Origin of the sequence: Polynucleobacter sp. AP-Elch-400A-B2 (genome assembly GCF_018688355.1) — a bacterium.
In the GTDB taxonomy this organism is placed as follows: domain Bacteria; phylum Pseudomonadota; class Gammaproteobacteria; order Burkholderiales; family Burkholderiaceae; genus Polynucleobacter.
This window is the reverse complement of sequence record NZ_CP061317.1, coordinates 1257932-1275583: the sequence shown is the minus strand read 5'-3', so window position 1 is coordinate 1275583 and position 17652 is coordinate 1257932. Positions and strand designations below refer to the sequence as shown.

At 46.4% G+C, this 17652-nt stretch carries 21 protein-coding genes; 10 read left to right on the top strand and 11 right to left on the bottom strand.

The features are described from left to right. Positions 1-34 precede the first annotated feature (34 nt). A complete protein-coding gene (locus FD977_RS06590) occupies positions 35-1180 on the bottom strand; it encodes an alpha-hydroxy acid oxidase (RefSeq protein WP_215304314.1) in 1146 nt (381 codons plus the stop codon). 147 nt (positions 1181-1327) lie between these two features. Here FD977_RS06590 and FD977_RS06585 point away from each other — a divergent pair, with 147 nt between their 5' ends. The 3 genes from FD977_RS06585 (at position 1328) to FD977_RS06575 (ending at position 3918) form a co-directional block, all read left to right on the top strand. Further along, on the top strand, positions 1328-2236 hold the full coding sequence (locus FD977_RS06585) for a DMT family transporter (RefSeq protein WP_215304312.1): 909 nt from the start codon (positions 1328-1330) through the stop codon (positions 2234-2236). A gap of 104 nt (positions 2237-2340) precedes the next feature. Next, complete coding sequence (locus FD977_RS06580; RefSeq protein ID WP_215304311.1) at positions 2341-3489, top strand: aminotransferase class V-fold PLP-dependent enzyme; 1149 nt, start codon at positions 2341-2343, stop codon at positions 3487-3489. A 162-nt stretch (positions 3490-3651) separates the two neighbouring features. Continuing rightward, a complete protein-coding gene (locus tag FD977_RS06575) occupies positions 3652-3918 on the top strand; it encodes a protein tyrosine phosphatase (protein ID WP_215304310.1) in 267 nt (88 codons plus the stop codon). Between the two features lie 8 nt (positions 3919-3926). Here the strand turns inward: FD977_RS06575 and FD977_RS06570 are convergent, their stop codons facing one another. Together FD977_RS06570 and FD977_RS06565 are read right to left on the bottom strand one after the other, a co-directional pair. Continuing rightward, the gene (locus FD977_RS06570) at positions 3927-4907 is read right to left on the bottom strand and encodes a DMT family transporter (protein WP_215304309.1); all 981 of its coding nucleotides are present in this window, start codon (positions 4905-4907) and stop codon (positions 3927-3929) included. A 6-nt stretch (positions 4908-4913) separates the two neighbouring features. Then, positions 4914-5795, bottom strand: a complete 882-nt coding sequence (locus FD977_RS06565; RefSeq protein ID WP_215304307.1) for an NAD(P)H-hydrate dehydratase — start codon at positions 5793-5795, stop codon at positions 4914-4916. Positions 5796-5857: 62 nt separating this feature from the next. Here FD977_RS06565 and FD977_RS06560 point away from each other — a divergent pair, with 62 nt between their 5' ends. Continuing rightward, positions 5858-7273: an MBL fold metallo-hydrolase RNA specificity domain-containing protein gene (locus FD977_RS06560; protein ID WP_215304305.1), complete on the top strand. Its 1416-nt coding sequence runs from the start codon at positions 5858-5860 to the stop codon at positions 7271-7273. A 5-nt stretch (positions 7274-7278) separates the two neighbouring features. Here the strand turns inward: FD977_RS06560 and FD977_RS06555 are convergent, their stop codons facing one another. After that, a complete protein-coding gene (locus FD977_RS06555) occupies positions 7279-8094 on the bottom strand; it encodes an ABC transporter substrate-binding protein (protein WP_251369448.1) in 816 nt (271 codons plus the stop codon). A 72-nt stretch (positions 8095-8166) separates the two neighbouring features. Further along, positions 8167-8364 (bottom strand): hypothetical protein, encoded by a 198-nt coding sequence (locus FD977_RS06550; RefSeq protein ID WP_215304303.1) that lies wholly within the window; start codon positions 8362-8364, stop codon positions 8167-8169. Positions 8365-8559: 195 nt separating this feature from the next. Between FD977_RS06550 and FD977_RS06545 the strand changes: the two genes are divergently transcribed. From FD977_RS06545 to FD977_RS06535, 3 genes are read left to right on the top strand one after another with little or no spacing between them, the layout of a single operon-like run. Next, positions 8560-9417, top strand: a complete 858-nt coding sequence (locus tag FD977_RS06545; RefSeq protein WP_215304302.1) for an LOG family protein — start codon at positions 8560-8562, stop codon at positions 9415-9417. Positions 9418-9456: 39 nt separating this feature from the next. After that, positions 9457-9972, top strand: coding sequence for a hypothetical protein (locus FD977_RS06540; protein WP_215304301.1), 516 nt, complete (start codon positions 9457-9459; stop codon positions 9970-9972). A 14-nt stretch (positions 9973-9986) separates the two neighbouring features. Further along, positions 9987-11204, top strand: a complete 1218-nt coding sequence (locus FD977_RS06535) for an aminoacetone oxidase family FAD-binding enzyme (RefSeq protein WP_215304300.1) — start codon at positions 9987-9989, stop codon at positions 11202-11204. 27 nt (positions 11205-11231) lie between these two features. Here the strand turns inward: FD977_RS06535 and FD977_RS06530 are convergent, their stop codons facing one another. After that, positions 11232-11621, bottom strand: a complete 390-nt coding sequence (locus tag FD977_RS06530; protein ID WP_215304299.1) for a group II truncated hemoglobin — start codon at positions 11619-11621, stop codon at positions 11232-11234. A 117-nt stretch (positions 11622-11738) separates the two neighbouring features. Between FD977_RS06530 and FD977_RS06525 the strand changes: the two genes are divergently transcribed. Further along, positions 11739-12266, top strand: a complete 528-nt coding sequence (locus tag FD977_RS06525) for a hypothetical protein (protein WP_215304298.1) — start codon at positions 11739-11741, stop codon at positions 12264-12266. 45 nt (positions 12267-12311) lie between these two features. On the opposite strand, the gene FD977_RS06520 is transcribed toward FD977_RS06525, so the two are convergent. The 3 genes from FD977_RS06520 to FD977_RS06510 are packed head-to-tail and all read right to left on the bottom strand — an operon-like array spanning position 12312 to position 14438. After that, positions 12312-12548, bottom strand: coding sequence for a TIGR02450 family Trp-rich protein (locus tag FD977_RS06520; protein ID WP_215304296.1), 237 nt, complete (start codon positions 12546-12548; stop codon positions 12312-12314). Beyond that, on the bottom strand, positions 12538-12831 hold the full coding sequence (locus tag FD977_RS06515; RefSeq protein WP_215304295.1) for a hypothetical protein: 294 nt from the start codon (positions 12829-12831) through the stop codon (positions 12538-12540). Before FD977_RS06515 ends, FD977_RS06520 begins: the two co-directional genes overlap by 11 nt. Positions 12832-12839: 8 nt before the next feature. Beyond that, positions 12840-14438: a rhodanese homology domain-containing protein gene (locus FD977_RS06510; RefSeq protein WP_215307078.1), complete on the bottom strand. Its 1599-nt coding sequence runs from the start codon at positions 14436-14438 to the stop codon at positions 12840-12842. A gap of 340 nt (positions 14439-14778) precedes the next feature. Between FD977_RS06510 and FD977_RS06505 the strand changes: the two genes are divergently transcribed. Further along, complete coding sequence (locus FD977_RS06505) at positions 14779-14967, top strand: hypothetical protein (RefSeq protein ID WP_015421310.1); 189 nt, start codon at positions 14779-14781, stop codon at positions 14965-14967. A gap of 57 nt (positions 14968-15024) precedes the next feature. Here FD977_RS06505 and FD977_RS06500 read toward each other — a convergent pair whose 3' ends face one another. Next, positions 15025-15318 (bottom strand): DUF1330 domain-containing protein, encoded by a 294-nt coding sequence (locus FD977_RS06500; protein WP_215304294.1) that lies wholly within the window; start codon positions 15316-15318, stop codon positions 15025-15027. A gap of 84 nt (positions 15319-15402) precedes the next feature. On the opposite strand from FD977_RS06500, the gene mmsB reads away from it, so the two are divergent. Further along, positions 15403-16284, top strand: coding sequence for a 3-hydroxyisobutyrate dehydrogenase (gene mmsB / locus FD977_RS06495; protein WP_215304293.1), 882 nt, complete (start codon positions 15403-15405; stop codon positions 16282-16284). A gap of 39 nt (positions 16285-16323) precedes the next feature. On the opposite strand, the gene FD977_RS06490 is transcribed toward mmsB, so the two are convergent. After that, positions 16324-17607, bottom strand: a complete 1284-nt coding sequence (locus tag FD977_RS06490) for a DEAD/DEAH box helicase (protein ID WP_215304292.1) — start codon at positions 17605-17607, stop codon at positions 16324-16326. Positions 17608-17652: the final 45 nt, after the last annotated feature.

Sequence of the window (17652 nt, the reverse complement as noted above, 5' to 3'; positions counted from 1 at the left end):
ATGAAAACCTCTGGAGTTGGCTAAGTATGGAATATTAAAAAGTCCCTGGATACAAAATATCTTTAGTCACATTCTGGATATCACGGTGTCCTGTAAACGCCATGGTGATATCTAATTCATTATGAATAATTTCTAAGCATTTAGTCACGCCGGCCTCGCCCATAGCACCCAAGCCATAAAGAAAGGGGCGACCAATCAATGTACCGCGTGCACCTAGTGCCCAAGCTTTCAAAACATCTTGCCCTGAACGAATACCGCCATCCATCCACACCTCAATATCTTTACCAACGGCATTCACGATGCCTGGTAATGCTTTGATGCTGGAGATCGCGCCATCCAACTGACGGCCACCATGATTGGAAACGATCAAGGCATCTGCACCGGAGTTGGCGGCAAAGCGGGCGTCCTCTTCATCCAAGATGCCTTTAATAATTAACTTGCCACCCCAAAGTTTTTTAATCCACTCCACATCATCCCAGCTAAGACCTGGGTCGAACTGCTCGGCAGTCCATGAGGAGAGGGAAGACATATTGCCAACACCCGTAGCGTGACCAACAATGTTGCGGAAAGTTCTGCGGGGAGTCATTGCCATCCCCATGCACCAGCGTGGCTTAGTCATCATATTGATGATGTTAGCGATCGTTAGCTTTGGTGGTGCGGATAAACCATTTTTTAAATCCTTATGGCGCTGTCCCAGAATCTGTAAGTCTAAAGTGAGAACTAAGGCGGAGCATTTAGCTGCTTTAGCGCGCTCAATGAGGCGCTCAATAAAGCCGCGGTCTTTCATGACATAGAGCTGAAACCAAAAAGGTTTAGTGGTGCGTTCTGCTACATCTTCAATCGAGCAAATACTCATCGTAGAAAGGCAGAAAGGAACACCAAATTTTTCTGCCGCTTGGGCTGCCAGAATTTCACCATCAGCATGTTGCATGCCGGTTAGTCCAGTAGGTGCTAATGCGACTGGCATAGCAACTTCTTCTCCGACCATCGTTGTTTTGGTGGTGCGGTTAATCATATTGACAGCAACACGCTGACGCAGTTTGATTTTCTGAAAATCCGACTCATTCGCACGGTAGGTAGATTCAGTCCATGACCCGGAGTCTGCATAGTCATAAAACATCTTAGGGGTGCGCTTCTGATGCAGAACTCGTAAATCTTCAATATTGGTGATGATTGCCACTAAAACCCCTTTGTATATTGCAAATGCCTGAGAGCAAGAGCTAATTTAAGCTCTATCTTAGCAATACCGAGCATTTGTTTCTACAATGCGTAGGCAAAGCCCTTCTTGAGGCTCCAAATAGCCACTCATCTACTCACATATCTCCGAATGCCCCAAATACCCCTGTCGACCGTCTTTTATTTAACGCTTGCGACCCTTCTTTGGGCGGGTAATGCAATAGCTGGAAGAGTCTTAGTGGGTAGTGTTTCACCGATCACCCTCAGTGCTGTCCGCTGGGGTTTGGCAGCCTTATTGCTACTACCTCTTGGCTGGCGCATCCTAAAGCCAGGTAGCGCCCTGTGGCAAAACAAGAGTCGCTTTCTTGTCTTGGGATTACTAGGGGTAGGTAGCTATAACGTGCTCTTGTATCTTGCCTTACAAACCTCGACGGCAATTAATGTCACCCTCATTGGGGCGAGTATGCCGATCTGGATGCTCCTGATCGGCGCTATCTTTTATCAAGTGAGGCCGACCCTGTTACAGCTCTTAGGGGCAGTCGTCTCCCTAGTAGGCGTGACGGTAGTCCTCACGCGTGGTGAGCCTGCCAGTCTCTTGAGCATGGAAGTAGTCATGGGTGATTTACTCATTATGTTAGCCACGATTCTCTGGGCCTTTTATAGCTGGATGATTAGCCGCCCGGGTAAGAGTACTGAGCGGCAGTGGCCATGGGCTGAGTTTTTGATGGCACAGGTCTTGATTGGATTCTTGTGGACGATGTTATTTGAGGGTGCAGAAATTGCCACAGGGCACGCCTTTATTGATCTCAATTATTGGACTGGGTCATTGATCTTATTTGTGGCCATTGGCCCATCCTTAATTGCTTATCGTTGCTGGGGTTTGGGGGTGAATGGTGCCGGACCTACGGTGGCGGCATTCTTTGCGAATCTCATTCCCTTATTTACCGCGCTTCTCTCTGCTGCCATCCTGGGGGATCCACCCCAGCTTTTTCATGGTCTGGCTTTTGTCCTAATTGTGGCCGGAATACTGGTTTCTTCCGTAACGCAGAAAAGTGCCTAAGCCCCTTTATTTGCTCAAAAAGCCTGTTTTTAAAGGCTAAGTACCAAAACAGCGCTAAATCAGTATCATTTAGGGCTAATCACACGATTTATTAGGAAATTACTATGCCAGGCTTGCTCCCAAATGTTGATCCAGACGGTCTTTTAGAGTTCTCGGTTGTTTACACCGACCGCTCGCTCAATCATATGTCTGAAGAATTCAAGAAAGTCATCGTCGATATTTCTAGCGTCCTGAAAGATGCCTACAACGCAAGTTCTGCAGTGATCGTTCCTGGTAGCGGCACTTTTGGCATGGAAGCTGTTGCTCGTCAATTTGCCAATAACGAAAAATGTCTTATTTTGCGCAATGGCTGGTTTAGCTATCGCTGGACGCAGATTTTTGATTTAGCCAATATCACCAAGGACATTACCGTTATTAAAGGTAAGCAATTGGAAGATGCTACGCAAGGTGTATTTGCCCCTGCTCCGATAGAAGAAGTAGTAGCTTTTATTAAAAAGGAAAAGCCAGCAGTTGTCTTCGCTCCTCACGTAGAAACTTCTGCAGGCATCATCTTGCCGGATGGTTACCTCAAGGCAGTGGGTGAAGCGGTACGCTCGGTGAATGGTTTGTTTGTTCTCGATTGCATCGCATCAGGTGCAACCTGGGTAGATATGAAGGCTTGCAATGTCGATGTGTTGATTACTGCGCCTCAAAAAGGCTGGAGTAGTTCACCTTGCTGCGCGATGGTGGCTATGGGTGAAAGAGCCCGCGAGCGTATTGAATCCACTCAAAGCAGCAGCTTCTCAATGGATTTGAAGAAGTGGCTCCAAATTATGGAAGCCTATGAAAAGGGTGGTCACGTGTATCACACCACCATGCCAACCGATGCGCTCAAAATCTTGCGCAACGTGATGAAAGAAACTCAGTCTTTAGGTTTTGCTGCACTCAAAGCAAAGCAACAAGAGTTGGGTGATAAGGTTCGTGCCTTATTGGTATCCAATGGTTACCACTCAGTCGCAGCAAAAGGCTTTCAGTCTCCAGGCGTAGTTGTGAGCTATACCAGAGACCCCGAAATTCAGTCAGGCAAGAAGTTTATTGCGATGGGCTTGCAAACAGCGGCAGGTGTACCTTTGCAGTGTGATGAGCGTCCAGACTTCCGTACTTTCCGTCTCGGTTTATTTGGTCTAGAGAAGTTGGCCCATGTTGACCGTACAGTGGACCACCTTGCAACAGCATTAGCAAAAATTACAGAGACTGAAGCTCAGCCAGCCTAAATAGCGATCACTCTGTAGTCTGAAAGGGCCGTCTTAGGACGGCTTTTTTATTTTCTCGAGTATGGGCAGGGTCAGAGTGTATCTGGGCACTTTGCGCAAATAAAGTATTACAAGCAATTATTGGGTATGATTAAATCATCTACCAATCTCTTGGAGTCTCAAATGAGCACTCGCTTAATAAAACTGACTTTAGCCACACTCATTTCTGCCTCCATTGGTGTATCTCCTTTTACGGTAATGGCTGCTGATCCAGCTCCAGCAGGAGTACCTGCAGCCGCTCCTGTAGCAACGCCTGATACACAGCCAGAAAAAGGCATCAAGAAGACCGCGAAGAAATCCAAGAAAGATAAAAAAGCAGAGAAGAAAGCTAAGAAAAAATCTCAGAAGAAAGTAAAAGCAACTCAAGAGCCTGCAGCTCCTCAGCAATAAATTAGCAACTAACTGAGAGGATCAGATCCCTCAGGATCTAAGGGCTTTATAGGGTTCTGACCCTCTTGTTTGTTCGGCGCATCGTTGCGCACCAGTAACCACATCGCCCCCATCACCAAACTCATTCCACCCATCTGAATCCAGGTAATTGGTTCAGACAGTACGATCCAGCCCATCAATAGGGTTGAGACTGGGCCCAGTATTCCGGCTTGAGCAACTAGCGGTGAGCCAATACGATTAATGGCAATCATGATTAACAACATTGGAATGACCGTGCATAGACTTGCATTGAGCAGGCTAAGCCAATAGATTTGCGGTGCTTGTATAAACACAGCTGTAGGATCGTAGATCAGAATTTGAATGACGCTCATGAATGCTGATGCAGAGCTAGCATAGACTACTAAGCGCACGCTACCGACGCGCCTCACCATTTCTCCAGAACCAATCATATAGATTGCATACGAGCATGCGCTAGCAAAGACCAATAACATGCCGAGCAGAGCCATTGATCCGGTTGAACTGGCATCTTGGATAAATACGACGATCACGCCAAGATATCCCACTGCGAGTGCATACCACTGCAAGCGACTAATGGATTTTTTTAATACAAAGTAAGAAATCAACAATACGATGGTGGGGGTCAGGTAAAGCACGATACGTTCCAGTCCAACGGAAATATATTGCAGCCCTAAAAAATCAAGATAGCTGGAAAGAAAGTAACCCATAAATCCCAGGGAAAATATCTTAATTTGATCTTTGAATGTGAGCGGGCTCATGACTTGCCTATGCGCTTGCCACCAATAAATTCCCCAGAAGAGGGGAAGCGCCATCAGCATTCTTAAGGCAATCAGCGTCTCAGCATTTGCGCCGTAGCCAAAAGCGAGTTTGACTAGAATCGCCTTGCCGGAAAATAATATGGAGCCGAGTCCGGCCATTAATAGGCCGTAGATATAACGGCGATGATGAAGAGTTCTACTGGCTGATTGCATGATGCTTTATAACAGTTTGTTGAGTAGACTCCGCATCTCCAAAATGACCTCTGTTGGAGTAAGTCCAATGGGACCAATTTGCTGTGCTACCAAGCTATCGGCCGCTGAGGCGTGTAGTTGCACCCCAATACAACTAGACTCCCATAAATTGAGATTGTGGTGGATGCCTTGGGCTACGATGGCTGCGATAGTGCCAGTTAAGATATCACCCATTCCGCCAACAGCCATACCGGGATTGCCTTGAGCGCACTGCACTGCCGGATGAAGAGGGGAGGCAACGAGCGTATGTTGACCTTTAAGAGCGACGATGCAATCGGTGAGTTTGACCAAGTTCAATACCGCGGTAAGGCGATCCCCCTGAATGACTGAAGCAATCGTATTGAGAAGATGGGCGGCCTCTCCAGGGTGTGGCGTGAGCACAGTCATGCCGGGGAATACTTGATTACGCTGTTTGAGAAGATCCAAAAATTCAGGGTTATCGGCAATCAGGCCGAGTGCATCGGCATCAATCACGAGCGGCACTTTTGGATAGCATAGTGAAGCTGTTAACCAATCTCTGGCCAGTGCAGAAAAACCAAGGCCCGGTCCGATCGCAATCACATCCGGTGCTGTAGTTTTTAATTGTTCTTGGGCGTTAAAGCTGGCTAGGCGAACCATTAGCTCGGCTTGTTCTGGCATTGCATGGGCAGCTGTAGGATCCAGCATTTCTAATATGGTCCAGCCTGCTCCCAAGTGTAGTGCGGCACTACCTGTCAAGATGAGTGCGCCAGCCATTCCGGGTGCACCACCAATGAGCAAAACTTTGCCCGCATTCCCCTTATGTTCTGAGGGTGCTCGCTTGAGGCGGGTAATGAGCTCGAGTGATCTCAGTTCAGTAGGAGGAGTCATTTAATTAGTATCGCTCTTATATGTGGCTTAACAATGAATTTTATCGGGAGTATGCTTAAGTCATGAAAATACAATTTCTTGGTGCGGCAGGTGAAGTTACGGGATCAAGGCATTCCGTGGAGGCTACTGTTGGTGGTCGAGATATGCGATTCATGGTCGACTTCGGTATGTTCCAGGGTGGGCGCGAAGCTACTACTAAGAATCTAGAGCCGCTACCATTTTCACCAAAGGAAATTGATTTTGTTGTACTGACGCATGCCCACATTGACCATAGCGGTCTCTTGCCAAGACTCTGTGCCCAAGGCTTTACAGGCCCTATTTACTGCACAGATGCCACATTTGAGTTGCTGAAGATTATGTTGCCCGATAGCGCGCATTTACAGCGCTACGATGTTGAGCGAGCGGTGCGCAGAAAAAAAGCAGGCAAGTGGCGCGGGGACTTACCAGTTGCACTTTATTCGATGGAAGAAGCGGAGTTAGCGCTTGGGCAATGTGAAGTACTTGCCTATGGAAAATCCATGGAGCTCTGTAAAGGTATTGGGCTTGAGTTCCAGAATGCAGGCCATATTTTGGGATCTGCAATTGCGGTCATGGATATCAGCGAAGATCATGCCAAGAAAAAGCGCTGCGTTTTCTCGGGAGATATTGGTATGAAAGGCAAGATATTGATGCCGGATCCCACCATCATTTCTCAAACAGATGTCGTAGTGGTGGAGTCAACCTATGGCGATCGATTACATAAAACACTAGCGGATACTGAGGCTGAGTTAATTAAAGTCGTGACTGAGACTCTAGATGGCCATGGAAATATTGTGATCCCTGCCTTTGCGGTAGGGCGTACCCAAGAAATTCTGTTCCTGCTCATTGATTTGGTTAAACGCAATTTATTACCCCATCTCAGCATTTGGGTCGATTCTCCAATGGCAACAGCGGCCACCCATCTCACTCAGCATTTTTTTGCGCAATTAGATCAAGAGTCGCAATCCACTTTTGAATGGTTTAAAAAAAATCCGAGTGCAGTCGATCTGCGATTTATTGCCGACGTTGAAGAATCAAAAGCGCTCAATAAAATTAAAGGTGGCGCCATCATTATTTCTGCGAGTGGCATGTGTGATGCGGGTCGTATCGTTCATCACCTCCAAAACAATTTACCTCGGGCACAAAACGCGATCGTGATTACCGGGTTTCAGGCCTATGGCAGCTTAGGTCGTCGTCTGGTAGATAGGGCTACAAAAGTACGTCTTTTTGGTGAGGAGGTTCCGGTGCGAGCATCGATTCATACCATTGGCGGACTTTCTGCCCATGCGGATCAAGCTGGCTTAATGGAATGGTTAGGAGGCTTTCAATCAGAGCCTCAATCGGTCTTCGTAGTTCATGGTGAACCCGAAGCTTCTGCAGTTCTAGCTCAATCCATTAGGGACGAGTTGGAGTGGAGGAATGTCATTATTCCAGAGCGTCTTCACTCCTATTCTTGCTAGCTTTTTTACTCTGCTACCTTAGCGCCTTCGATGCCATGTTTTTTCATGGAGTTGGCGATAAAACCCGAAGTCTTTAATTCTGCAACGAGGTTGCTTAAATAGAGAGTTATTTTTTCGAACTCAGCGCGTGATTTTGGTACTCCCATTGCCTGATGAATCACCATAAATCTACCCGGCAGCATGCGTACATTGCTATATCGCTTTGAATCCGCCTCTAGCTGTTGTTTCACTCCTGCAGCAACATTGCCTTTTCCGCTCATAAAGTCATCAACGACCGATTGAGAGTTGATTGACCGAAGCAGGGTAGCTTTTTTAATTTCACGTTTTAGATAAAGGTCATAGGCACTAGCATTGCCAACCACAATCTCATTCCCAGCAGCGTCAACCTCTTCATTGCTCTGTATAGGGGAGGAGGTTTTGACCATATAAGCTCCCTCAATTTGGATATAGGCGGGGGTATAACTAATGTCTGCACCACGAACAGGATCGATGGCAACAAAGATGAGATCAAGCTGATTGGCTTTCAGGGCTTCCACTGTGGCTCCAGCGCTTTTAAAGGAGACGAGCTCAACTGGTAGACCGGACCGCCTGCCAATTTCATGGGCAATATCTATCGTTACGCCCTTAGGCTGAGGCGCACTCTGATCAATTGAGCCTGCTAAAACTGGATTGCCGAGGTTAATACCAACACGAAGTGTGCCGGTCGGTGCGAAAGATGTGAGCATGGCCTTATCGATGGATTTACTCAGTACTGTATTCGGTGTTTCAGCCAAAACTAACTGGCTTATGAACAGCAGACTGCATCCAAGTATTTTTTTCATAAAAGGGTAAGGGCAAATAAATCGGTACAAAAAAACCGCGGCGAACCGCGGCTTATTCTTCTCAAGGAGAGATTATTTCTTAGCGTCAGCTGCAGGAGCTTCTGCGGGTGCGGCAGGAGCAGGAGCAACCTTCTTTGCTTCCTCTACATGAACCGCCTCAGCACCATGCTTCTCACCACCCATATCAATGTCGCCGTCGCCTTTGAGGAGTAAATAGGCTGTGGCACCAATTAATACCAGTACCATGATGATAATTGAACGATTGCTCATTGCTTTTCCTTCGGGTTGGTTAATGTCTTCCAATATTAACTCTTGAAGCACAGGCGGTATATCCGAATAAGCCCTAGATGTGAAATTAATGCAATATTCTAGGTAGTAATACTAATTCTGAGCTTGTATCCTAGGGCTTGCGTGTTTGCTGATTTGAAGATGAGCTATTTTTTAAAGGTTGAAATAAAGGTTTATATGAGCCCAAGACTCCCTCTGAACAACTCCCAAACTATTACTGATTTTTTAAAGCTTCAGAAAAGCCAGTTAGCAGAAAGCGATTCTGATGATTCCTATAGATTTGCATTTGATGATCCGGCCTTTTTGGCGCGCCGTGAAACTCTAGGTCTACGCTTTCAGTTGGAGTTACTCAAGCCAGAGATCTTGTTACATGAGCACGGTATTGAGCATACCATCACCGTGTTTGGTTCAACCCGTTTTGTAAGCTGTCAAACGGCCCAAGAATTAGAGAAGAGCGCCAAAACACCCGATGCCAAAGCAGAGGCAAAACGGGCTTTACTACACTGTAAGTACTATGACTCAGCTAGAGAATTCGGGACAATCGTTGCGGGTTATAACGCCACCCAATCTGAAGCTCGCAATAAGTTACATATCGCTACTGGTGGAGGCCCCGGAATTATGGAGGCTGTTAATCGTGGTGCATTTGAAGCAGGCGATAAATCCATTGGTTTCAATATCAGCCTGCCAAGAGAGCAGCACCCCAATCCTTACCTGACTCCGGGTTTAAGTTTTCGCTTTCATTACTTCGCTATACGGAAAATGCATTTCATGCTCAGGGCAAGAGCGATTGTGGCCTACCCAGGCGGCTTTGGTTCATTTGATGAGCTTTTTGAAGTGCTGACCTTAATGCAAACAAAAAAGGTCGAGCGTTTTCCAATCATTCTGGTGGGGAAATCATTCTGGCAAGAAGTGATCAATTTCAAGGAGATGTTGAACCATGGTGTAATAGATCAGGTGGACATGGAGCTACTCCATTTTGTTGAGACAGCTGAGGAGGCTTGGGCAGTCATTCGAGACTGGTATCAATTAGCCTAAGATGACCCATAAGAACTGTAAGATAGCCCTCTAAAGATCATGTCCATTACTAATACCGTTACCCTTACTTCCGAGCTAGATTTACCAGCCTACTTGTTTGGCATCGCTATGCTCCTCATTGTGATGTTGGTACATGGGTTTGCTTTGCTCCAAATTGCCAAGCGCTATGAAGTGAAGTCATTTTTATACTTATCGGAGTACAAGTATTCCTCAGTAGCTTTCGTGTTTTATGTCAGTGTGCTGTGTTTATTCCTGACTCACATCTTTGAGATCATTCTCTGGGGTATCTCACTTCGAGTATTTAATCTTTTACCGAATTTAGGTGAGAGCATCTTGTTCAGCGGCAGCACCTATACAGCAATGGGTTTTATGGATGATCTCTTGCCGAGTGGCTGGAAGATGCTAGCAATCATCATTGCCTTTTCGGGAATGTTTGCCTTTGCCTGGACCGCATCCGTCATGATCTCCATGACCAAGAATTTTCGTCAGGCTTATACCCGATTGCATATGCAAAAACTGAAGATGGCGCCTGAAGTCATTGAGCGCTTTAAGTAAGGCATGGGCAAAATATGAGTAAGGCATGGGATGCCATCATCATTGGCGGTGGAGCTGCTGGACTCTTTTGCGCTGGTATTGCTGGTCAGTTAGGCAAGAAGGTCTTGGTACTCGACCATGCTGATGTCTTGTGCGAGAAAATTCGGATTAGTGGTGGGGGAAGATGTAATTTCACCAACTTGCATAGCAGTCCAGCTAATTTTCTATCCCAAAATCTCCATTTTGCAAAAAGCGCCTTAGCGCGCTATCCCGCAAAGGAATTTATCAAGTTAGTACAGTCTTATCGCATTGCGTATCACGAGAAACATCAGGGTCAGTTATTTTGCGATGATTCAGCAAAGCAAATAATCGAGATGTTGCTTGCGGAATGCGCTAAAGGTCATGTCGATATCCGTCATCCAGTTTCAGTGCAGTCGATTTCAAATGTAGCTGGAGAATGGATTGTTAAAACCAATGCTGGTGAAGAGCGAGCCAAATCATTGGTAATGGCAACAGGTGGTCTGCCAGTCCCAGCGATTGGCGCAACGGCATATTCTTTGGATATTGCCAAGCAATTCGGATTGAAGATTGTGGATCCGCGTCCTGCACTAGTGCCGCTCTCGTTTACATCTGGTGAGTTTGATAACCTGATTGAATTATCTGGCCTAAGCTTGCCGGTGCGTATTGCGGCAGGCTCTAAGGGGAAGCGCTATGGCGCGTGTCGCTTTAACGAGGATCTACTCTTAACGCATAAGGGCCTCTCCGGACCCGCAGTTTTACAGGCTAGTAGTTACTGGGTCGAAGGTGAGGAAATTCATGTTGATTGGTTGGGTGCAGTAGAGGCTCATGGCCAATTTACTTGCGATGAATTATTTAATCATGAAGATAACCGCCTCAAGCTGACAGAAAATATCTTAGCTTCAGTGATGCCATTGCGCCTAGCAAAAGCATTTGCTGAGCAGAAAAACCTTCTAGGTAAAAAATGGGCTGAGGTTTCTAAAAAGGATCGTCAGTCACTTAAAGAGCTCATTACCAATTGGTCGGTAAAGCCAGCTGGAACGCTGGGTTGGAAAAAGGCCGAAGTGATGTTGGGCGGTGTAGACACCAAAGAGCTTGACGGTCAAACCATGATGGCCCGAAATCATCCAGGTTTATATTTCATTGGCGAATGTGTCGATGTCACGGGGCATCTTGGGGGCCATAACTTCCAGTGGGCCTGGGCTAGCGGTTTTGCTTGCGCTCAATCGATCTAAAGAGTTCCTAACACTTCAATAAGTTGTTTAGTTTGGCTGATTTCTCATCCAGTCAGCAGTATTAAAAAAAGACTCTTCTAGCTGGGCGCCAATTTGACTATCAATTCCGCAGTCTTCTATCGCGCGATACATACAGGCTAACCATTGATTACGTTCTTTGAGACCAATCTTGAATGGTAAGTGCCGTGCGCGTAGCATGGGGTGGCCATGCTTTGGAGAGTAGACGTCTGGGCCGCCTATCCAGCCTGATAAAAAGAGTTTGAGCTTATCTCTCGAGTTCGATAGATCTTCAGAATGTAATGCTCTCAAGTCTTTAAAGGCCTCTTCTAAGGCCATCAAATCATAGAAACGATCCACCAACTCTTCAAGCTTTGCAGCGCCGCCAATCGTCTCGTATAGGTTTTTTCTGTCACTCATAGCTTAATTTTAATGCTATTAAAGCAAGCAATTGGCAAGTCTTTAAATTGGGTATAGAGTGGAACTGTCAGTTTTTAATTTCACTGTTATGTTTATTTAACTTAAAGGGGGGTTGTAATGGACAAGAAAGACATTCAAGCATGGCAACAAGAGAAGGCGAAGGAGTTATTTGCCTACTCTCATAAATTACTGGATGCCGCTAAAGATCTGAGCGAGCATCATCTTGAAGAAATTCAGTGGGGCATGAAAAATGCCATGGAGAGCGTTAAGTCTGCCGCCAAAAATGACCTCGCTAAGCTCAAAGAGCTTCAGGAGTTAGCTACCCAGGAAGCTGCAAAACGCGCGACCGTTTATCAAAAGAAAGTGAAATCTGTTCTCAAGGATATCGGCGATGACGCGGCTGACGGAACTGAAAAGCATTTAGAGAAAGTTCGCAGCTCTTTGGTGAACTGGCTTGAGGATGTTGAAGGTAAATTGCCAGGACATGCTGATAAGTTATCTAAAGTTGTTCATGACATGTCAACTGCTGGGCAGAAGATGTTCAAAGAAGGGCGAAAAATTGTGAATCAAGTTGCTGATACTGCAGAGAAAAATATTGAGGAGCATTTGAGAAAATCTTCGAATTCCAAGAAGAATTCTAAGTAGCCAAACACTACGCAAGATTGACGGCCACCCGAATGGGTGGCTTTTTTATACCCAGCCCTGTAACCAGGTATCGATATCCTTGAGCTCGCGCCAAGGAATGATTTGAGAGTGCTGATCAAAAACAGCTTCTAGCTCGACAAACTCAATGGCCGCTTCTGGTAACTCGGGCAGGATGACTTTGCTGACTAAAAAGTGTTTCCGCTTATGACTTGGTTTTACTGCCGTCCATTTGCTCAGCAGGAGTTTTTTGGGGCTAAGAAGATTTTGTTCTTTAGAGCTCATTGCACTGAAATTCATTTGTGTTGCTGACGAGTTTGCCTGAGCTGGTCGTAAAGATATTGCTGGAGTCCTGTATTTGAGCAGGGCATTTCAGGTCAAAATAACTCAGAGGGCCAAGGCTTCCACAGTAGTCGTATTGGCGATCCTGAAACTGCATCTGCGCTTTTTTCAGAATCATCGGAGATTTATTCCCAGCGCTATCTGTACACGACCAGGTAGTGTAGGTTTCTCGCCCACAAGCTGAGAGTCCTAAAGTCAATATCAAGAGGGCGCTTGCTCTGTTCATCACTATTATCAGAGGACCCAGAAGTGATGAGTGCCATCCTTGCCAAGCTGCTCTACCAAACCAAATTCCCAATCTAAGTAGGCCTGCATCGCTGCGGGATCAACGCTAGTCCCCTCATATGGTCGTTTGTAGCGATCCATTGGGGGTGATGCTAAATGCGTAGCGCCTTTTTCAATATCCAGGCCAGCCTTGATCCATGCTGCATTGCCTCCAGTCAATACGAATACTTCCGCTTGAGGAGCAAGGGATTGAACGAGAGATTGAATTTCTTGAGCAGCAAATACAGCTAAGTCACCTGTAGTGCTAGTGAGTATGTAGCGATTTGCTATGGGAAGATTTTTCAGAGCGTTAGCAAACTGAGAGCGTAGTGCAAACCAACTACCAGGAACATGGCCTTTGACATAATTTGCGTGGGTACTGAGATCGATGCAAATTGTCTTGGCGTCCTCTTTTAACCATGATGCAGCCGTATTCGCATCCACCATCTGGATAGGTGGTGTTTGTGGCTGAGGCGCAATCCAGACTCCTTTCTCCATCAGATCAACTGCTTTGATGTCATCAATCACATAGACATCCCATGCCATCTGGGCGAGCCATGAGGCTGGCATATTAGCTCTCACGCTAGCCGGATCGGATAACACGATGCGTGCACCACGAACAGGCGCTACCATTTCGGTCTCTTGAACTAATTGCCCGCCGGGCGTTGACCTAAATCCTGGTAGGTGGCCGGCTTCATATTCTTCAGGCGTTCTTGGGTCAAAGAAATAGGTAGTTCGTTCCGTCTGAGATTTCCATTGCTCGATATCGGCAAGCTTCACTCGCTTCACCCCAGCCTGATCAGCGACGCTGCGTGCGCGCTCAGCAGCTGTGGCGGCAGTACTTTCACTTACCTCTTTAAATTTACGACTTTGACCTTTATCTAATTCTTGACCAGCTAAGGTCCAGCCAATCGTTCCATTGCGCAATGCATTGACTTCATTTGGGATGCCGGCATTAATGAGCGATTGAGTGCCAATAATACTGCGTGTTCTTCCTGCGCAATTGACGATGATCTTCGTCTTGGGATTTGGTGCTAATTCTGGAAGGCGTAAAACTAATTCGGCACCAGGGACGCTAATACCTGTCGGGATACTCATGGTTTGATATTCATCAAAGCGACGTACATCTACAACGACTACATCTTCCTTGGCATCAATTAACTTCTTTACTTCTTGCGCTGATAGGGAGGGAGTGTGTCGCTTAGATTCCACGAATTCACCAAAGGATTTGCTGGGAACATTCACATCTTTAAAGACCTCTCCGCCAGCAGCCTTCCATGCTGTAACACCGCCTGCAAACACTGAAACATCTACATAGCCAAGCTTGGAGAGTCTTTCTGCTGCCAATTGCGCAAGTCCCTCACCATCATCAAGCGTAACAATGGGCACATCTTTTCTAGGAAGCTTACTCAGTGCATCAAGCTCAATCCGTGATAGCGGAAGATTGGCAGCAAACAAAGGATGCTCTTGTGCATGAGGATCTTCCTCGCGAACATCTAATAGGGCGATTTCTTCTTTTTTAAGGAGCTTATTGCGGACAAATGCATAATCTTGATTTTTAATGGACATCATTCTTTTCTGTATTGATTGGGGTGGTTAATTTAGGCGTAAATCCAATGGAGGTGTGTAATTCTTACATGACATTGGTGGGGTGTTTATGTCCTGCAAGATGGGGGGCTTAACGGGCCTAGAGAGCTCATGTTTGCTCATTTAAAGCGCCAGTCCGTAAAAAAGGTTTTTCTGCTTTTCACCTATTTTTCCCTTGTTTTTAATGGTTTTTTTCATTTTCGAGGATTTGGGCTGTATAAGAGTTATCCCTAGGGGTATACCTAGAATTCCCCGCTTTTTATGGGGATATACTATTTTCGAGCTCATTACTCAAACTTTAATTAAAGATCTAGGAGACAAGATGTCACAACACGATACATTGTTGGCTGCGTTTGAAACTTACAAAGCAGAAAACGAAAAGTTTATTGAAAAGGGTGTCAAGGCATCTGCTGCTCGCGCTCGCAAAGCCTTGCAAGAAATTGCTGGCGCATGCAAAGAGCGTCGCAAAGAAATTACTGCTACCAAAGAAGCTATGGAAGCTAAGAAGTAACTCTTCTTAACTTAAATTGAATTCAGCCTGGCCCCCACAAGGAGCCGGGCTTTATTTTTATAGGCTGACAGAAAATAAAGTGAGCTTCATCGCTTTACTGCGAATCGCTAGTAAGTTTTGATACTCTGGGCTATTGGCCCATGATTCTGATTGCTCTAGATCTGGGAACTCTAGCTCTACAAAGGTGCTAAAGGAATCACACTTCAATTCATTCCATAAAACAGTATTGAGCGATCCACGAGAGATGATCTTGCCCTGATAGAGGCTTACTGTATCCCCCACTTGTGAGCGGTATTCCTCAAATGCCTCAAGATCATTTAGCTGAATAAGACCAATTACCTTAATAGCCATTTCATTCTCCAAAAATTAATCAAGCTAGTGTATTAGCAAGCTATAGTGAGATATTAGAACTTTACTATTGCATACGGGGCGTATATGAAAGTCGCATTTTTAGGTTTGGGCAATATGGGTCTTCCTATGGCCCTCAATTTAGTAAAAGCAGGTCATCGGGTTCAGGGATTTGATCTCGTTCAGGCTCAACTAGATGCGTTTAAGGCTGGCGGAGGAGTTTCCGTACCCAGCGCATCCGACGCTGCTCTTGATGCGGATGTCATTATTAGCATGCTGCCGGCTTCACGACATGTCGAGGCTTTGTACCTAGGTAATTCTGGCTTGCTTACTGTGGCCAATCCCAAGTCTTTACTCATTGACTGCTCCACGATTTCTCCTAAGGTATCGCAAGCTGTGGCTGCCCAAGCAAAAGCCAAGGGCTTTGCCATGATGGATGCGCCCGTATCCGGCGGAACCGCCGGTGCCCAGGCTGGAACCTTAACCTTCATGGTGGGTGGAGATAGTGTTGATGTTGATCGGGCTCGACCATTGTTAGAGAAGATGGGTAAGAATATTTTCCATGCAGGTGCGAGCGGCAGCGGCCAAACCGTGAAGGTCTGCAACAACATGCTCTTGGGCATCCAGATGCTCGGTACGAGCGAGGCATTGCGCCTGGGCATAGCTAACGGCATGGACCCGAAGGTGCTCTCGGACATCATGTCTAAGAGCTCTGGGCGCAACTGGACCTTAGAGCTCTATAACCCTTGTCCTGGGGTCATGGAGAACGTGCCATCCTCAAAAGGCTATGCGGGTGGCTTTGGCGTAGATCTGATGTTGAAAGATCTCGGCTTAGCCACTGAGAATGCAAGTGATTTGGATGCGAGCGTCCCACTTGGAGAGTTATCCCGCAGACTCTACGAAGTCCACAGTAAGGCCGGCAATGGGCAGCTCGACTTCTCCAGCGTGTTTAATCTAAAGGTAGATTGAGATTGAGCCGTTAACTGCAGCCCTTCTCATACTCTACATTTATCGATTAAAGCTACGTTTGGGCGGGCTACTGCGTTTAGCTGCAGGCCTGGCTCCGCCATTACCGCCACCAGCATTGCCCGGTCGAGGCTTTCTGGATTGTTGGTGTTGCTGGCTTCGCAATTGGATTGGTTGTGCCACGGCATTCGGATCTGGCTCAAATCCAGCAATGACGTCTTGCGGTAGCTTTTGCTTAATCAGTTTTTCGATATCTCGAAGCATCTCATGCTCGTCAACGCAGACTAAAGAGACCGCAACTCCGTTTGAGCCAGCTCTGCCAGTTCTGCCAATGCGGTGAACATAATCCTCGGAAACGTTTGGTAGGTCGTAGTTCACAACGTGGGGTAGTTGATCAATATCGATACCGCGCGCAGCAATATCAGTAGCTACTAAAACAGTGATTTTCCCATCCTTAAATTCTGCTAAAGCTTTGGTGCGAGCACTTTGACTCTTATTGCCATGAATCGCCATAGCGGTGATGCCATCTTTTTCTAGCTGAGTCACTAATTTATTAGCACCATGTTTTGTACGAGTAAACACGAGAACCTGCTGCCACTGATTCGTTTTAATCAGATGCGCTAACAAAGGGTGTTTCTGGTTTCTATCGACTGGATGGATCAGCTGAGCGATAGCGTCATTGGTGCTATTGCTCCGCGCCACTTCAATTAATGCTGGTGAATTCAGCAGGCCATCAGCTAGGGCTTTAATCTCGGTAGAGAAGGTCGCTGAAAACAGTAAGTTCTGACGTTGCTTTGGTAATGCCGCCAAGATCTTTTTAATATCTCGTAAGAAGCCCATGTCTAGCATGCGATCAGCTTCATCCAGAACCAGAATTTCTATATTGGCAAGTGAGACACAGTTCTGTGACATGAGATCAAGCAAACGACCCGGTGTTGCTACCAAGATATCAAGTCCTGCAGCAATGGCTTTGATTTGGGGGTTAGCGCCAACACCACCAAAAATAACAGTCGATTTGAGGCCAGTATATTTGCCGTAGGTCACGACGGATTCTTGAACCTGAGCAGCGAGTTCGCGAGTGGGGGTTAAAATCAAGACACGTAATTGACGCTTGCCACCAGTCTGGGCTGTACTACTTAAGCGCTGCAGGATTGGTAGGGTAAAGCCGGCAGTTTTACCGGTACCAGTTTGAGCGGCGGCGAGTAAATCTCCACCCTTCAATACAGCGGGAATCGATTTTGCTTGAATGGGGGTAGGGCTGGTATAGCCTTCCTCGCTAATCGCGCGAAGAATGGGTTCTGATAAACCAAGATCTGTAAATAACATAGGAGCCAATTAAATATTGGCCCGTATTCAATTAAACGACTATCC

Excerpts from the sequence above, each read along its gene's own strand:
- FD977_RS06540 (WP_215304301.1), top strand. The coding sequence starts at position 9,457 with ATGTCCATTACTAATACCGTTACCCTTACTTCCGAGCTAGATTTACCA.
- FD977_RS06575 (WP_215304310.1), top strand. The coding sequence starts at position 3,652 with ATGAGCACTCGCTTAATAAAACTGACTTTAGCCACACTCATTTCTGCC.
- FD977_RS06490 (WP_215304292.1), bottom strand. The coding sequence starts at position 17,607 with ATGTTATTTACAGATCTTGGTTTATCAGAACCCATTCTTCGCGCGATT.
- FD977_RS06510 (WP_215307078.1), bottom strand. The coding sequence starts at position 14,438 with ATGTCCATTAAAAATCAAGATTATGCATTTGTCCGCAATAAGCTCCTT.
- FD977_RS06580 (WP_215304311.1), top strand. The coding sequence starts at position 2,341 with ATGCCAGGCTTGCTCCCAAATGTTGATCCAGACGGTCTTTTAGAGTTC.
- FD977_RS06585 (WP_215304312.1), top strand. The coding sequence starts at position 1,328 with ATGCCCCAAATACCCCTGTCGACCGTCTTTTATTTAACGCTTGCGACC.
- FD977_RS06520 (WP_215304296.1), bottom strand. The coding sequence starts at position 12,548 with ATGAGCTCTAAAGAACAAAATCTTCTTAGCCCCAAAAAACTCCTGCTG.
- FD977_RS06500 (WP_215304294.1), bottom strand. The coding sequence starts at position 15,318 with ATGGCTATTAAGGTAATTGGTCTTATTCAGCTAAATGATCTTGAGGCA.
- FD977_RS06515 (WP_215304295.1), bottom strand. The coding sequence starts at position 12,831 with ATGAACAGAGCAAGCGCCCTCTTGATATTGACTTTAGGACTCTCAGCT.
- FD977_RS06530 (WP_215304299.1), bottom strand. The coding sequence starts at position 11,621 with ATGAGTGACAGAAAAAACCTATACGAGACGATTGGCGGCGCTGCAAAG.
- FD977_RS06570 (WP_215304309.1), bottom strand. The coding sequence starts at position 4,907 with ATGCAATCAGCCAGTAGAACTCTTCATCATCGCCGTTATATCTACGGC.
- FD977_RS06525 (WP_215304298.1), top strand. The coding sequence starts at position 11,739 with ATGGACAAGAAAGACATTCAAGCATGGCAACAAGAGAAGGCGAAGGAG.
- FD977_RS06535 (WP_215304300.1), top strand. The coding sequence starts at position 9,987 with ATGAGTAAGGCATGGGATGCCATCATCATTGGCGGTGGAGCTGCTGGA.
- FD977_RS06550 (WP_215304303.1), bottom strand. The coding sequence starts at position 8,364 with ATGAGCAATCGTTCAATTATCATCATGGTACTGGTATTAATTGGTGCC.
- FD977_RS06560 (WP_215304305.1), top strand. The coding sequence starts at position 5,858 with ATGAAAATACAATTTCTTGGTGCGGCAGGTGAAGTTACGGGATCAAGG.
- FD977_RS06565 (WP_215304307.1), bottom strand. The coding sequence starts at position 5,795 with ATGACTCCTCCTACTGAACTGAGATCACTCGAGCTCATTACCCGCCTC.
- FD977_RS06545 (WP_215304302.1), top strand. The coding sequence starts at position 8,560 with ATGAGCCCAAGACTCCCTCTGAACAACTCCCAAACTATTACTGATTTT.
- FD977_RS06505 (WP_015421310.1), top strand. The coding sequence starts at position 14,779 with ATGTCACAACACGATACATTGTTGGCTGCGTTTGAAACTTACAAAGCA.
- FD977_RS06555 (WP_251369448.1), bottom strand. The coding sequence starts at position 8,094 with ATGAAAAAAATACTTGGATGCAGTCTGCTGTTCATAAGCCAGTTAGTT.
- mmsB (WP_215304293.1), top strand. The coding sequence starts at position 15,403 with ATGAAAGTCGCATTTTTAGGTTTGGGCAATATGGGTCTTCCTATGGCC.